The sequence below is a fragment of the Streptomyces sp. NBC_00316 genome (assembly GCF_036158715.1).
Classification (GTDB): Bacteria; Actinomycetota; Actinomycetes; order Streptomycetales; family Streptomycetaceae; genus Streptomyces.
Window position 1 is genome coordinate 2,327,103 of sequence record NZ_CP108023.1, and the last position, 15,405, is coordinate 2,342,507.

Here is a 15,405-nt window from a genome sequence, read left to right on the forward strand (position 1 = left end):
GCATCCCATCACCTGTACGGAGTGCAAAAGTGTCGTTTGTCGAGATTGAGACAGCCAGTCAGCCGGAGTGCTGGCGTCGCGCCGCCGACCTGGCACCGAGCCAGTCGGCCGCCCTGCCCTCCACCGGCGAGCGCATCGCGGTCGTCGGCTGCGGCACGTCGTTCTACATGGCTCAGGCGTACGCCGCGCTCCGCGAGGGATCCGGGCAGGGCGAGTCCGACGCGTTCGCCGCATCGGAGTTCCCCTTCGGCCGTCGCTACGACCGGGTCGTCGCGCTCACCCGCTCGGGCACCACGACCGAAGTGCTGGACCTGCTGGGCCGGCTCCGCGGCGTCACCCGTACCGTCGCGATCACGGCCGACCCGAACACCCCGGTGATGACCTCGGCCGACGATGTCGTCGTGCTCGACTTCGCCGACGAGCAGTCCGTGGTGCAGACCCGGTTCGCCACCACCGCGCTCACGCTGCTCCGCGCCCACCTGGGGCTGCACTCCGACGCCGTGGTCCGCGACGCGGAGACCGCGCTCGCCGAACCGCTGCCCGAAGGCCTCGTGGACTGCACCCAGTTCACCTTCGTCGGTCGGGGCTGGACGGCCGGCCTCGCCAACGAGGCCGCGCTCAAGATGAAGGAGGCGTCGCTGTCCTGGACGGAGTCGTACCCCGCGATGGAGTACCGTCACGGCCCGATCAGCATCGCCACCACCGGCACCGCCACCTGGACGTTCGGCGCCGCGCCGAACGGCCTCGCGGAGCAGGTGCTGTCGACGGGTGCCCGCTGGGTGGAGAGCGGCCTGGACCCGCTGGCCGAGCTGGTCCGCGTACAGCGCCTGGCGATCGCGCGCGCCGCCGCCGCCGGCATCGACCCGGACAGCCCGCGCCACCTGACCCGCTCGGTGGTCCTCGCGGACGCCTGAGCGGCGAACGGACATCGTCGAGCGCGCACGCCGTTGCCCACAACGGCGTGCGCGCGGCGGCGCGTGCGAGGGCCTCGCCACGCCGGTACGGGGCAGTGGGACCGGCGTCCTCGCCCTTGCCGGACCGGGAACGCGCGCCGGACAGAGGTCAGGCCTCCGTCGGGCGACCGCTCGGACTTCCCTCTTCCGGCACGGTTCCCGTCGGGTTCCCCGGCCCGGTGATCCACCCCAGCCGGGCCGCCTGCCATCCAAGTTGGATCCGGCTGGTGGCGGCGGCACGGTCCATCAGATCCCGCACCCGGCGCTGCACGGTCCGTCTCCCCATCCTCAGCTGCCGGGCGATACCGGCGTCGGTCAGTCCGGAGAGCAGCAGCGTCAGCAGCTCGATGTCGTCGTCCGTCAATTCGCTGAGCGGCTGGACGGCCATGGGATGCAGGGGCAGTGCGGACTCCCACACCAGCTCGAACAGCGTGACCAGCGCGTCCAGCAGCGGGCTGGGGTGGATATGTACGACCGGATGTGTACACGCTTCGCCCGAGCGCATCGCAAGGAGGGCCGTCGAACCGTCGACGATGACCATCTTGACCGGCACATGATTCAGAACCCGGCCATGCTCCCCCGCCTCCGCGTACTGGAGGACCTCCTCTCGCGACCCGTCCGCCTCCAGCCCCAGCCGGTCGTAGACGGTCCGGAACCTCACCCCCGCCGCCAGCTGTTCGATCTCGACCTCGTTGACGCTTTCGGACACCAGGTACGGCGGGGCGTCGAACCGTACGACCTCCCTGCGGGCCCGGGCCTGGATCTGCTGGTACCGCAGCGCCACCTCCTCGTCGGGGACGATCTCGGCCATGTCTCCCGAGAAGACGTCCGGGCGAGGCGCACTGCGGTACTCGTCCGCGAGCCGGTCCAGAGCCCCGCGGGCCTTCGTCAGCTCGGTCATCCGCGCCAGGAGCAGCACCTCCCCCGCTATGTCCGGAGGGGACGGAATCAGCTGTGCGGGCTGATCGTCGGTGGTGGTCACCAGCCCTCGGTCGACGAGTCCGCCGACCGCATCCTCGACGTGCCCGGCACCGAGGCGGAGAAGGTGCCGGATCCGGTCCGCGTCGGTGCGTCCTGTCCGAACGAGCAGTTCGTACACCTGCGACTCGTTGGTGCTCAGACCGAGTGTCTCCAGCATCTGCGTACTCTCCCCTCGCAGGCTCCCGAGGAGCCCCCTTCACCTATGCAGTGCATCACGGCGTGCCCGGAGCATCCGTGAACGCGATGACAATACGGCCGTTTACGCAGGCAGGGCGCCCGGCGCAGGGAATTTCTCATCCCTGCGCCGGGCGCCCGGTGGTGTCCGACGTACGTCTGGTTCAGAACCTCACTTGAGGGCGTAGGCCCGGGTGATGGTCTGGACCGTGCGGCTGCCCGCGGAGTCCCAGACCTCGGTCTTGAGGGTCACGAAGCCGTTGGTGTCGGCCAGCTTGGGGTGCCACAGCAGTGCCTGGAAGGAGTTGTCGTCCTTGCGCAGCATCGCGGCGGACTTCCAGGTGGCGCCGTCGTCGTAGGAGACGGAGACCTTGGCACCGGCGACCGCTGTGGAGCCGGCCCAGCCCTTGGGGCGTGCCGCGTTCACGGTGAAGGTGTACGGCAGTCCGGCCCGTGCCTGGTTGAGCACGTTCAGCGGCAGGTCGTAGTCGAGCAGGATCACGGGCATGGACTCACAGACCTTGGGCGTGGGAATGAACGCCGTGTCGCAGTCCTTGATGGCCACGGTGGTCGGTGCCGCCTGGCTGAAATTCCACTCCGTGTGCATCTGGCGGCCCAGGGTGACGCCCGGGACGTCGGTGTTCAGCTTCTGGTCGAGGACGTACCGGTAGTCCGCCTTCTCCTGCGCCAGCTGGCCGAAGCCGGTGATCGGCTGCCCGTTGAGGTAGTAGCTCCAGGTCCCGGTCAGGCCCGACAGGGTGTGGGTGGGATCGTTGTCGGCACCGTTCCAGCCGGGGAGTTTCTGCCAGACGTCGGAGCGGCAGAACAGACAGGGCCCGAACTCGTACTGGGACACGCGCATCGGCGCGTCGAACCAGCTCCGGGTGTAGGACTTGCCCGGGGTGAGGTAGGTGGCGCGCTGGCCGTTCATCGTCCAGGTGGAGGAGTTGAAGCTGGCCGACACGCTCGGCTGGTACGTCACCCCGGTGCCCGCGAGGAAGTAGTCGTCGCGGGTGGTGCCCTGGTAGAGGGGCTGGCCGACGGAGACGGTGCTCACCTGCAGGGGACCCCAGACGTTCATGTACTCGGCGCCCAGGCGCCGGGCTCCGTCGGAGTGGAACGTATTGGTGACCTTGGCGAAGGCCTTGACGTCGACGGTCTTGGCCAGGTCGGCGGGGATCCGGTCGTCGGTGAAGTGCGGGTTGTAGGTGTAGCCCGACTCCAGGACGCCCGTCAGGGCGATCCGGACCTTGTCCTTGGCCAGCAAGCCCTTGAGGGTTGCTGCGTTGTCGTACGTGGCGTGGGCGACCGGGATGGTCTGGCCGGCGGGGACGCCGCTTCCGCTCGGCCCGGGAACGGCAGGGGCCACGATCATCGCGACGGCTCCGGCGGCCGCGGCCCTGACGGCCTGGTCGTCGGCCTTGGTGACGTCGGCCACGGAGACCAGAACGGTCTTGCCCTTGACGTCGGCAGCGGCGAAGTCCTGCTCGGTGCCGGCGCCCAGGTCGACCAGCTCGGTGCGCTTGGTGCCCTCGAAGCGCTTCGCGTTCACCGCGGACTTCAGCGGGAGGGTCACGTGCCCGGGGCCCGTCACCTCCAGCTGGACCAGCGGTTCGCGCCGGGCCAGGGCGGTCTCCAGGCGCAGCGCGCCGGTGGTGGCGCCGGCACTGGGGATGGCACCTTGCCTGATGTCGCCGAGGTTGAGCAGGTTGCCGATGCCGGAGAAGTTGGCGTGGCCGTTTGCGGTGCCGTCGTCACGGACGATGAACGTGGTCACCTGGCCGTTCTCCAGGGGCCGGTTCTCACCCTTGATCTTCACGCTGAGGTCGGTGGCGGTGGTGCCGTCGACGGTGAAGGTCTGGTCCCGGTCACTCACCTCGATGTTGGGCACGTCGAACAGGTCGGCCGCGTAGGAGACCGCACCCCCGGCGGGGCCCGCCGAGTAGAGCGAGCCCTCGATGGAGTACTTGCCGAGCGGTACCGACAGGGTGGTGGTGCCGTTGTCGTACAGGGTCTGGCTCTGCCAGACGTTGTTGTCCATCCCGTGCAGGGTGAACCTGAGTGCCTTGGGGGTGTTGCCGAATCGGTCGGTGACCTTCAGCGTGACATCGTGCTGCTCGACGGAGGTGACGAAGCCGAGCGCGGCGTGCACCGACTCGCCGCTGTCGGAGGTGGCGGTGACCGACCCGCCGTACTGGCCGGCCTTCAGGCCGTTGTTGTCGAGCGTGACGACGACCTCGGCGGTGCCGCCGGCCGGTACGGTGACCCGGCCGTCGGACAGGGCCGCTCCCGACAGCGACAGCGTGCCGGACGGGACCGCGGTTCCGCTCGCGTCCTTGGCGGCGGCCGTCACGGTCACCACGGTGTCGGTGGCGGCGTCGTTGCGCAGCGTCAGGGTGCGGCTGCGGGTGGGGTACGTACCCTTCTGCCACGGGATCACGCGGAAGTCAGCCGTACCGGACAGCTCCAGCGACGGGTCGAGCGCGGCGGGGATGTCGACCCGGCCGTAACCCTGCTGGTAGACGGTCTGGTCGGCAGCGGACTTGGCGTGCGCGGTCAGTGCCTCCTTGATGCGCTGCCCGGTCCAGTCGGGGTGGCGTTGCTTGAGGATCGCAGCGGAGCCGGCCACATGCGGGGTGGCCATCGAGGTGCCGCTGAGCGTGGTGTAGTCGGTACCGACCGGAGTGCCCAGGTTGGTGCCTGCGGCGCGGGCGGCGACGATGTCCACACCCGGGGCGGTGATCTCCGGCTTGATCGCCATGTCGCCGAGGCGCGGGCCGCGGCTGGAGAAGTCGGCGAGCGCGTCGGACTTGTCGACGGCGCCGACGGTGAGGGCCGCGTCGGCGGCGCCGGGGGTGCCCAGGGTGCTCTCGCCTGGGCCGCTGTTGCCGGCGGCGATGACGAAGAGGGTGCCCGAGGAGGCGCTGAGCGAGTTGACCGCGCTGGTCAGCGGGTCTTCACCGGGGGCGTCGGGACCGCCGAGGCTCATGCTGATGACGTCGGCGCCCTGCTCGACCGCCCACTCCATGCCGGCCAGGATGCTGGAGTCCGCGCCCTGGCCCGAGTTGGACAGGACCTTGCCGATCAGCAGGTCGGCGCCGGGGGCGACGCCCTTGTACTTGCCGTCGGAGTTGGCGCCGCTGCCCGCGATGGTGGATGCGACGTGGGTGCCGTGGCCGTGACCGTCCTGGACCGTCTGGCCGTTGACGAAGCTCTGGCTCTGGACGATCTCGGACTTGATGTCGGCGTTGTTCAGGTCGGCACCGGTGTCCAGCACGGCGACCTTCACGCCCTTGCCGTCGTACCCCTTGGCCCATGCCTCCGGGGCGCCGATCTGCGGCACGCTCTTGTCCAGTGCGACCTTCGCCTTGCCGTCGTACCACAGCTTGCTCACCCCGGCGGTGCCCGGCGTGACCGCCGCCCCGGCGCTCCTGGTGAGCGAGCGGGCGGGCTTGACGGCCTGCCAGAAGCCCTTCGCGCTGTGCTTGTCGACATGCACCGCGGACAGCCCCAGCCGAGGCATGACCCGCTCGCTGTCGCTGCCCGGCAGGTCCTCGGTCTTCTGCTTCAGGGCAGCGGCGGTCGGCTTCCCCTGGAAGTCGACGATGGCAGGAACCTCGTCGGTCTTCGCGTCGCCGTAGCCGTCCCTGATCATCCGGCTGACGTTGAACAGCTCGCCGTCCACCGTGCTGGAGGCGAGGGCGGCCATGGCGTCCTCGGGGTAGACGTACAGGTCGCCGTTCTGTCCGCTGGAGGTCTGGAACGACTTGGACGTTCCAGCGCCGGAGAGGATGTTCACCGACTGCTTGCCGTCCGGCCCGGTGGTCAGCGCGACCGTGTCCCCGGTGACCAGGGTCACCGTCGAGGTCGTCGACCCCTTCTGCTGCGTGGACGGTGCGCCCGAGGCGCTCGGGCCGGTCGGCGGCGGCACGGCTGCTACCGCCCCGGGCAGGCTTGTCAGTGACAGGACGACCGCCGCTGCCGCCGCACCGACGGCAGCGGTACGCCGCCGTCTCTCGCGGGTTGTACGCATCAGGACTCCTTACGCAGGCTCAACAGGCATGCGCGTCAGAAGAACTGATGCTCGGTCGCATCACAGCCAACCAACCGAACGTCCGGACGTTGCCGCGCACGCCGGAAGCTAATTGCGTGTAGACCGCAAGATCCAGATGCAGAGTGGCGACTCTGTGCCAGATGGCGCCTTGTCGCCACACGGGGCTGCCCAGATGTCCGCTCTGCAACCGCGAAGGGGCCCGCCGGCCTTCACGGCCGCGGGCCCCCGGACGCTCACCGCCGAAGCGGGTCTGGCTGCCGTCACTACTCCTCGAAGTAGGCGTCCAGAACTGCGTCGAGTTCCTGCTCCCACTCCTTGAGGCTGCTCCTGGCTGCCGCCTCGACCTCGGCGTTGAACCAGCGGCGGGTCGACATGTGGACGGTGACCGTGAACCGCCGCCCGAACCGGGGGACCTTCACCTCGACCGCGCCGATTTCGTCCCAGCGGAAGTCGGCCTCCTGATCGTCCAGCGTGAACCGGACGCCGTCACGGTCCGCGGTGATCGAACCCCGGCGGTCGCTGACCTCGAACACCGGCCCGTCCGCCGCCTTCTCGCCCTGCTCGACCTTCTCCTCTCCCTCCTTCTCCCCGTCGTCCCGGGCCGTCGCTTCCGCCACGTCCGGGGCCTCGCCTGAGACGGCGGCCTCTCCGGCGGCCGGTCCCTCGGTCGCGGCGTCCACGGGCGCCGGCTCCTGGGTCTTCTCCTGCTCCGCGTCGGGCGCCCCGGCAATGCTGGGGGCCGTGAGGCCAGGGATGTACGCCGGGTCTGTCCCTGCGGCGTACGCGGGCTGAGTCTTCGGATCTATGCGCTGCTCCACGGCGGGCAGTATGGCCGACGAACCTGTACGAGACCAGCGAACTCCGACCGGCCCGCCGACCTCTCGTGAAGTCACCGCCGAACGGGTCACGTCGGCGGAGGCCGAACCGGCGGCAGAACGGCCCGCGCAGCATCCGCACCCGGGAGCCGGGGATGACGCCCGCTGTCAGGTCCGCCCGATTCACGACGGATGCACCGTCAGGCGGCCCGCCGGCCGCCCCGGACGGGACTCGGCCTGCCCTCGGGTACCGGCAGCAACCGTCCGCGGATCCGGCCGGCGCTCGACTACTCGGCCGCAACCCCGATGTCGAACCAGGTCGTCTTGCCGCGCCCCGCCGGTGAACTGCCCCAGTCCCCGGCGAGCGCGTCGACGATCAGCAGGCCGCGCCCTGACTCGGCCTCCTGGTTGTTCTCCTCGTCCGCGACGATCGCGGTGGGCACCGGCGGGTGCGGGTCACTGTCACGGACCTCGACCCGGATCCGGTCCGGATACTCCCGCAGTCGCAGCTCCACCTCGCTGTCTGCGTGGATCAGAGCGTTGGTGACCACTTCGGACGTCAGCAGTTCCATGGTGTCCAGCAACGGCTCCATGTCCCACTCGCGCAGCAGGTCCCGCAGGAAGTCCCGGACCTGGGCGACGCCCTGCAGGTGGTGACGCTGCACCGACATCCGGGCCATCCGCCGGTGCTCCCGGGGCTGCGCTCCCTCGTACCGCACGAGCAGCAGGGCCGCGTCGTCGGCGAGGACCCGCCATCCGCGGCGGTCCTGGACGAGGCGGTCGGCCAGCACCTCCAGGTTCTCGCCGCAGTGTTCGGCGAGCACCCGGCCGAGCTTCTCCATCGCCGCGTCCGATCCGAGGAGCCGCCCGTCCAGCAGACCGTCGGTGAACAGCGCGATCACCGACCCCGCCGACACCTGCGCCTCGCACTGCTCGTACCGGGCATGTGTGTCGACGCCGAGCGGCGGCCCCACCGGCAGCTGCCTGGCACCGCCTTTGCCGCCCGCGTCGACGATCAGCGGGTGCGGGTGGCCCGCGGTCGCCGTGGCGGCGGTCCCGCTGGTCAGGTCGAGCCATACGCAGCAGCAGGTGGCGTAGAGATCCGTGTCCAGCCCGGCGAGCAGCCGATTGCTCCGCTCCAGCACGGTGGCCGGATCGTGTCCTTCGGCGGCGTACGCCCGGACTCCGCTGCGCAGTTGGCCCATCACCGCCACCGCCTCCAGGCTGTGGCCCTCCACATCACCGATGACCAGGCCGATTCCGCCGCCGGGCAGCGGAACGATGTCGTACCAGTCACCACCCACTTCGGCCCGTTCGGTCGCCGGCAGATAGCGGGCCGTGGCGACCGCCTCGGTCAGGTGCGGGAGGCTGCGGGGCAGCAGGCTGCGCTGCAGGGTCTGGGTGAGCGCCTGCTCGGACTCGTACGAGCGCGCCCGTTCCAGGGACTGGCCCACCTGCTCCAGCATGATCGTCAGTACGGCGAGCTGTTCGGGAGCGAACGGAGGTGCCGGCTCCGGGAACTCCAGGACGCAGCAGCCCATGGCCCGCCCGTTGGACACCAGCGGGAGGTAGGCGCGGGCCTGGGCCTCCGGATCGGGGTCGACATCGGGATAGGTGTCGCGCAGCGCCTGGGCCGACGGGAAGGACTGGATCTCGATCGCGCGGAGCGTGTCCGTCTCCGGGGTGTGCCGGGACAGCAGTGTTCCCTCCACCCGCTGGACCGACTCGCGCGAGAACCCTGCGGCGCCGACCACATGCAGGCGGCCCTGCTCGGCGAGGCACAGCATCACCGCCTGGCCGCCGAAGGGCCGGACCACCTGGGTGTCCGTGGCTGACAGGACGTCCCGGATGTGCACCGCGGCCGCGAGCTCGGCGGCGAGCCTCTGCAGCTGGTACAGGAACGTGCTGCCCGTCGGCTTGGGCACCACGGACTCGGCCGCGGCCCCGCGAACCACGTCCCTTGCAGTTCCCTGCGACGGGGCGCTTCCGTCACGTGCCACCTCGGCGATGAACAGGGGGACGTACGGTGCCTTCATCGACGCGCCCCGGCCCGCGAGGTCCGTCAGCTCGACCGCCAGGTCGTCCGCAACGGTCTGGAGGTAATCCAGCGCCTCGTCGGCCACCGGCCGGGGCGGCACCCAGCGCACACTCAGCACACCGAACCGGCTCCGTGCGGTCCGCACCGGCGCGGCGGCGACCATCATCGCGTAGGGGTTGTGGAGGAAGAGCGCGGGAGAGCGGCGGGTGAGCTCCCGCAGTTCCCTGTTCTCGAACAGCACCACCTTCCCCGCCTGGTGCGCCCGCGCCGAGGCGTAGTTCGAGTCGTCCGCCGCCATGCCCGACGGAACGGTGAAGCTCAGGGTGGTGTCGACCATCATCGCCGCCCCCAGCGCCCGGCCGTCCTCGGTCAGCAGGTAGGCGGTGCACGTGCTGCAGTCGAGACGACGGTTCAGACGCCGCAGCGCGGCGGCGATGACGTGGTCACGGCACGTCATCGGCGGCCCGGTCGGCCCGTTGGGGCGTGCCGCGGAGGATGGGGAGTCCATGAGTTCCGCCCCGGGGCGTCGGCGACAGGTGCGGGTGCGGCGTCCCGCTGCACGGCGGCATGCGCCGTACCACTTTCAGTATGGGAGCAGATCGGCCGGTCCGCGTCCTCGCCTACGCCGTCCCGGTCACCGCAGGCCATCCGTGCCCGGACACGCACCGAGGGGCGGGCCCATGACCTCGTGGAGTCCACTCTGCGTGTGCGTACCGTCGCGGACGGACGGGTCCGGACCACCGCTCCCCCGCCGGACCGACGGACGGTGCGGTGGCCCCGGACTGGACTTCGTGCCCGTCAGGCCGACCGGGGCGCGGGCTGGAGAACGGCGAAGGGCGCGCCGAACGGGTCGGCGAGCCAGGCGATCCGGCCGACGTCCGGGATGTCCGACGCCGGCATCACCACCGATCCGCCGTTCGCCGCGGCCTTCGAGACGGTGGCATCGGCGCCCTCGGCGTGGAAATACGGCACCCAGAGCGGCTCCATGCCCTCCTGGACCTGGACGAGGCCGCCGAAACTCGCGTCCTCTTGATCACCGTCCGCGGCGGACAGCACGGTGTAGGGCATGCCGGGGGCCTCCATGTCCTGGCTGCGCCACCCGAAGAGCGACCGGTAGAAGGCCGGCGTCGCGGAGGCGTCCCCGGCGTGCAGTTCGACCCAGCACAGCGCGTCGGGCTCCGAGGTCTTCTCCAGGCCCTGGACGGCAGCGGGCTGCCAGACCGCGAACTCGGCGCCACCGGGGTCGGTGAACTGGGCCATCCGTCCGGCTTCCATGACGTCGAACGGCTCGGCCCGTACGGTCCCGCCGTTCTGCTCGACGGCTTTGGCCGTCGCGTCGGCGTCGGGGGTCTGGAAGTACACCGTCCAGGCCGGACTCGCCCCCTCGTGCGTGAGCGGGCCGACGGCCGCGACGGTCCTGCCGTCCTTCTGGAAGAAGCCGTAGCCGCCGGCCTCGGGTCCGGCCGATTCGAAGCTCCAGCCGAACACCGCGCCGTAGAAACGCGCGGCGGCCGGGATGTCGGGGCTGCCGAGGTCGAGCCAGTTGGGTGCGCCGGTCACGAAATCGGTGCTGAGCATGGTGGTGTCCTCCTTCGACGGATCGACGCGGGGCCGGTCGCCGGGGCCGCGGTCACGCTGCCGCATCGGCCTGACCGGGTCCCCCGCGGGTCGCCCCGGGCGTGGTCATGGCCATCTGACACCCAAAGTCCGGGGGACCCGGGATGGACGCTCCGCAGTTCCCCGAACGATGCCGGCCGGGCTCGCCCGAAGGGTCCCGGCCGGGGTTCTCCGAACGGACGGACCGTGCCGGCCCGGCGCGAGGCCACACACCGCATACGCCCCGCGAACACCCCGTAAGCGATCTTCTTAGGAAAACGGGACACAGTCTGCGTACAACCCTTGCGCGCCATGCGCTGTCATACACGGCGCCGGACAAGGAACGGGCCCTATCCGGCCACCCCCGCGCCCCCCGAGCAAGCCCGGCCCTTCGTGAGCCAAGGAGCCGCTCATGCGCAAGAACCGCTCGGCCGCCGTCGCGGCGGCATCGTTCCTCCTCGTGGCAGGGGCGGCCATCGCCACGGCCCCGTCCGCGTACGCCGGTACCCCCGGCGGCACGCATGCCAACGACCGCAACACCGACTTCAACGGAGACGGGTACGACGACGTGCTCGTCGGCTCGCCCGGAGCCGCGATCGGCGGGCACAAGGGCGCGGGAATGGTCACCGTGCAGTACGGCGGGCCGAAAGGCATGGGTACCACCCGGGTCAAAACCTTCAGCCAGAACACATCGGGGGTGGCCGGAGCCGCCGAGGCCGGCGACAACTTCGGCAAGGCGGTGACCACCGGCGACCTCGACGGCGACGGCTACGACGACGCGGTCGTCGGCATCCCCGGCGAGGACATCGGTTCCGTCGCCAACGCAGGCGGCATCGTCGTCCTCTGGGGCACGCCCAAGGGGCTCAGCGGGACGGTGAGCAACTGGCTGGAGGCCGAGGAACCCAACGTGGGCAGCCTGTTCGGCTCCTCTCTCGCCGCTGCCCGCTTCTCCGACTTCACACCCGGTGACCTGCTGGCCGTCATGGATTCGGCGGGTGAGACGACTTACTGGTTCGAGCGGGCCACCGGAACCTCCGCACAGCGGACGGCCCCGCAGTCGAGGCGTGCGCAGCATCAGCCGCGGCTGGCCCTCGGCGCTTCATCGGGGAAGGCGCGCGCCGGGGCCGCCGCCGACGAGCCGGACGGTCTCCGGGCCGTTTCGCTGACAACCGGCGACTACGACGACAACGGCTACGCCGACCTGATCATCTCCGGCACCAGCGTGGGCAGTGAGCCGGGCCACGGCTGGTCGTACGTCGTGCCCGGCACCGCATCGCTCGACGAGCCGCTTCCGATCTACGCGCTGCGGGGCGGGCCGGTCGCCGCCTCCGGCGACATCAACGGCGACGGCTACGACGATCTGGCCACGGGCGAGCCGCACAGCCCGGACGACGGCGGCGCGACGATGACCGGCGGCGTGGTCGGCATCTACTACGGCGGTCCCGCCGGACTCGTGGGCGAGGACGGACCGGTCAGGCCCCCCGTCTGGTGGACCCAGGACTCGCCGGGTGTCCCGGGAGTCAACGAGAAGGGCGACGGCTTCGGCACCGACCTCTCCCTCGGCGACACGAACAAGGACGGCTTCGCGGACCTGGCGATCGGCATCTCCGGCGAGGACATCGGCACCGTCGCCGACGCGGGCGCCTTCACCGTCCTGCGCGGTTCGGCCCGCGGCCTGACGGCCACCGGCGTGCTGTCGGCGAACCAGGGCACCGCCAACGTCCCGGGCAACGTGGAGAAGGGCGACAAGTTCGGCGGCCAGGTCTCGTTCACCGACCCCAACGACGACGGCCGGTTCGGTCTGCTCGTCTCGGCACCGGGCGAGAACACGAACGACGGCTTCGTCTGGGTGTTCTCCGCGGGCACGAGCGGGCTGACCACCTCCGGTTCCTGGAGCTACGGCGCGGGCGACTTCGGCGGCCCGGTGACGGACTCGCTGTACGGGGCGGCGATCGACGAGTGACAGGTGGCCGGTGCCCCGACGGAGTCCGGGGCACCGGTGCCGTTCCCGGACGCATGGGTGCCGCACCGCATCAACTGCGGCTCCTGTGGCTCTCCTTGGCGGGCCGGCGGATCTTCTCGCATGGGAAACACTTGACGGAAGATTGACCGCTTGCACGGATCGCCCGGGCAGCCGGGCCGCTACGGTCCCTCCCATGTCTCCCAGACCCCCGGCCCTCCCGGTCCTCCCGTACCGCAAGCCGACGCGCGGGCGCGACTACTGGGTGCTCGACGACGTACTGCCGGACGTGGACGCCACCCGGGAGCGCTGCCTGGCCAGGGACGACTGGACCGAGGGTTATCCGCACAGGCCCGAGAGCTGGCCGGGGCTGCGCGCCATGCCGGGGCTCGAGCCCGGCGAGCTGGAACGGGTGGAGCGGCTGGTGAGGAAGGCGACCGGCGCCCGGACGATCTGGGCCGAACAGCCGTCCGGGGGCGGCACGTTCAACCACAACTGCGTCCAGGTCGTCGGCGAGGGCGAATGCGAGCCGCGCCCCCACACCGATTCGCGGACCCTGTGCCGCTATGCCGCGGTGCTCTATCTCAACCCTCGGACGCCCGAGGACTGCGGGACCAGCTTCTACCGCCAGAGCCTGCCCGGTGGAGTCCTCGGCGGCAACCAGGTGACCGCGCCGCACAACAACCTCGTCGACGCACTGGGGACCCGATTCGTGTCACCGGACTCCTTCGTCGAGGACGTACGGGTCCCGCACCGCTACAACCGGCTGCTGCTCTACTCGGCCCATATGATCCACAGTGCCACCGGTTACCGGGGCCGCACGCTGGAGGAGAAGCGCATGACGGCCGTCTTCTTCTGGAAGGCCTGATCCACGGCCCACGGTAGTACGCGCGCCGTACTGAAGGAAAAAGACGTGGACGACGTCACCGAGTTCAGGGACCTCTCCCCGACCACCCTTGCCGACGTCCTGGGACGCGGCCAGGTGATGGACATCGGCGTACGTCCGCCGTGGCCCGCGAACCCGCGTGTGGCCGGACCCGCGTTCACCGTGCGGTGCCCTCCGGGCGACAACCTCATGCTTCACGCGGCCATCCATCGCGCGGAGCCCGGCTCGGTCATCGTCGTCGAAGCGGGCGACGTGGACTACGCGCCGGCCGGAGGGAACGTCTGCGCCGTCGCGCAGCGCCGAGGGATCGCAGCGATCGTGACCGACGGTGTGATCCGTGACCTCGCCGAGGTGCGCGCGATGGGCTTCCCCGTCTTCGCCAGGGGAGTCATCCCCATCCCCGGAACCAAGAAGGCCGTTGAGCCGCTCAACCGCCAAGTGCGCTGCGGTGGGATGCAGGTGGACGTCGGCGACATCGTGGTGGCCGACGAGGAGGGCATCGTGGTCACTCCCCATGCGCGTCGGGCTCAGGTACTCCATCGGGTTGCGCTACGTCAGTGACCGGGGAGCAGCCGGGCCCCGGCGTTCGGCAGCTTGCTCCACCAGTGGCCGTAGCGGCGGTACACCTCCGGCTCGCGGTCGGCGAGGAAGGAGGCCAGCGAACGTGCCTCGACGGCGAGTTGCTCCCAGACCTCGTCCGGCAGGGGGTGGAAGGCGGTGGCCTCGATTCCGCCCTCGGCCGGACGCCACACGCCGGCGACATGGCCGTCGGCCAACAGGGTCGGCAGCACGTCACCGTTCACGCGTATGACGAGCGGACGGTAATCCGGCGGGATGACACGGCTGCGGTCGGAGTAAGCCAGCAGGATGCTGTCCCACATGGCCATCAGCCGGGGCGGTGCCGTCGTGTCCCCGTCCGGACGCGGCGCGCCAGGGATGTCGAACAGCTCCTCGCCGTCGGGCCCTTCCAGCCGCTCGAGCTCACCGGCGAGAGCCTGCAATGCCTTCCTGGCTCTGGCCCGCTGCACCAGCGCGAACTGCGCCACGTCCGCCACCGACGCCGGCCCGAATCCCTGGAGATACCGCAGGACCAGCTTCCGCAGGGACTCGGCGGACACGTCCGGGTCCGCCAGCACCGGTCTGGTCCGGGGTGCGACGTACGACGGACGGTGGCCGAACGACCAGGGGGGCGCGGTGGGGGCGTGCAGCAGCGGAGCGTAGTGCCGCAGGCCCCACCACGCTCCGGACTTCGGCGGTGCACCCAGCCGTTGTTCGAGCCAGTTCTCGTACTCCGCGGCTGTCCGGGGCCGGTCGGCGAATGCCAGCAGCTCCGGAACCAGCGTGTCGGCGTCCTCGACGGTCAGCCCCGACGCCATGAAGCGGCCACCCAGCCTGGCAGCACGCAGCGACGGCTGCATGGCCTCGTGGAAGACCTTGTGGTCGTCGGCGTGGACGGCATGCAAGGTGATGCGCATCAGGGTCGACTTGACGACCGTGTGGTCGGCGAAGTGGGCATCGAGCCGGGCCGGTTCGAAGTCGGCGACCCTGTTCCACAGCGCGAGGTAGGGCGAGGCCGCCTGCTGTGCCTGCAGCGCGACCACGCGCCGTACCGCGTCGGCGACGCCGGATGCCTCCCGCCGCAGCAGCAACTGCCGGGCGAGCGTGGAGCGGTTGAGCTCTCGTGCAGTGATCCTCATGCCTGGATCATCTCGCCGATCGGGCGGCGCAGTGGCCGACCGCAGTTCGACGCCGAGTGCCGCGCCCCCGGACGGCGCGGATCGGCTCGGTACCGAGGCCGGTGGACCGACTGATCCGCGACCCGTCGGCCAGCTGCCGGTGACCCGTTCGGGCAGGAGTTCCTGGGCACGGCGGATCCGCACGCCCAGCGCGGCGAGCAAAAATCACGTCCTGGGAGCCCGTGTGCGCGAAGCGGTCACGCCATGCCGCG

At 70.7% G+C, this 15,405-nt stretch carries 10 protein-coding genes; 4 read left to right on the forward strand and 6 right to left on the reverse strand.

What is annotated here, in order from left to right; translation table 11 throughout:
* Positions 1–29 precede the first annotated feature (29 nt).
* On the forward strand, positions 30–914 hold the full coding sequence (locus OG878_RS10260) for an SIS domain-containing protein (RefSeq protein WP_328886498.1): 885 nt from the start codon (positions 30–32) through the stop codon (positions 912–914).
* A 148-nt stretch (positions 915–1,062) separates the two neighbouring features.
* On the opposite strand, the gene OG878_RS10265 is transcribed toward OG878_RS10260, so the two are convergent.
* From OG878_RS10265 to OG878_RS10285, 5 genes are all read right to left on the reverse strand, one after another.
* The gene (locus OG878_RS10265) at positions 1,063–2,091 is read right to left on the reverse strand and encodes a TrmB family transcriptional regulator (protein WP_328886499.1); all 1,029 of its coding nucleotides are present in this window, start codon (positions 2,089–2,091) and stop codon (positions 1,063–1,065) included.
* A gap of 189 nt (positions 2,092–2,280) precedes the next feature.
* Positions 2,281–6,141 carry a S8 family peptidase gene (locus OG878_RS10270; RefSeq protein ID WP_328886500.1) on the reverse strand — a complete coding sequence of 1,287 codons (3,861 nt, stop codon included), beginning with the start codon at positions 6,139–6,141 and terminating at the stop codon, positions 2,281–2,283.
* A gap of 284 nt (positions 6,142–6,425) precedes the next feature.
* Entirely contained in the window at positions 6,426–6,980 is a 555-nt protein-coding gene (locus tag OG878_RS10275; protein WP_328886501.1) for a hypothetical protein, read from the reverse strand.
* Between the two features lie 284 nt (positions 6,981–7,264).
* Positions 7,265–9,523 (reverse strand): ATP-binding SpoIIE family protein phosphatase, encoded by a 2,259-nt coding sequence (locus OG878_RS10280; protein WP_328886502.1) that lies wholly within the window; start codon positions 9,521–9,523, stop codon positions 7,265–7,267.
* A 290-nt stretch (positions 9,524–9,813) separates the two neighbouring features.
* Positions 9,814–10,593 (reverse strand): VOC family protein, encoded by a 780-nt coding sequence (locus OG878_RS10285; RefSeq protein ID WP_328886503.1) that lies wholly within the window; start codon positions 10,591–10,593, stop codon positions 9,814–9,816.
* Between the two features lie 430 nt (positions 10,594–11,023).
* Between OG878_RS10285 and OG878_RS10290 the strand changes: the two genes are divergently transcribed.
* From OG878_RS10290 to OG878_RS10300, 3 genes are all read left to right on the forward strand, one after another.
* Complete coding sequence (locus tag OG878_RS10290; protein ID WP_328886504.1) at positions 11,024–12,574, forward strand: integrin alpha; 1,551 nt, start codon at positions 11,024–11,026, stop codon at positions 12,572–12,574.
* Between the two features lie 193 nt (positions 12,575–12,767).
* The gene (locus tag OG878_RS10295; RefSeq protein ID WP_328886505.1) at positions 12,768–13,439 is read left to right on the forward strand and encodes a DUF6445 family protein; all 672 of its coding nucleotides are present in this window, start codon (positions 12,768–12,770) and stop codon (positions 13,437–13,439) included.
* A gap of 45 nt (positions 13,440–13,484) precedes the next feature.
* Positions 13,485–14,018: an RraA family protein gene (locus OG878_RS10300; RefSeq protein ID WP_328886506.1), complete on the forward strand. Its 534-nt coding sequence runs from the start codon at positions 13,485–13,487 to the stop codon at positions 14,016–14,018.
* Here OG878_RS10300 and OG878_RS10305 read toward each other — a convergent pair.
* A complete protein-coding gene (locus tag OG878_RS10305) occupies positions 14,012–15,154 on the reverse strand; it encodes a winged helix DNA-binding domain-containing protein (RefSeq protein ID WP_328886507.1) in 1,143 nt (380 codons plus the stop codon). The genes OG878_RS10300 and OG878_RS10305 overlap by 7 nt on opposite strands.
* Positions 15,155–15,405 lie beyond the last annotated feature (251 nt).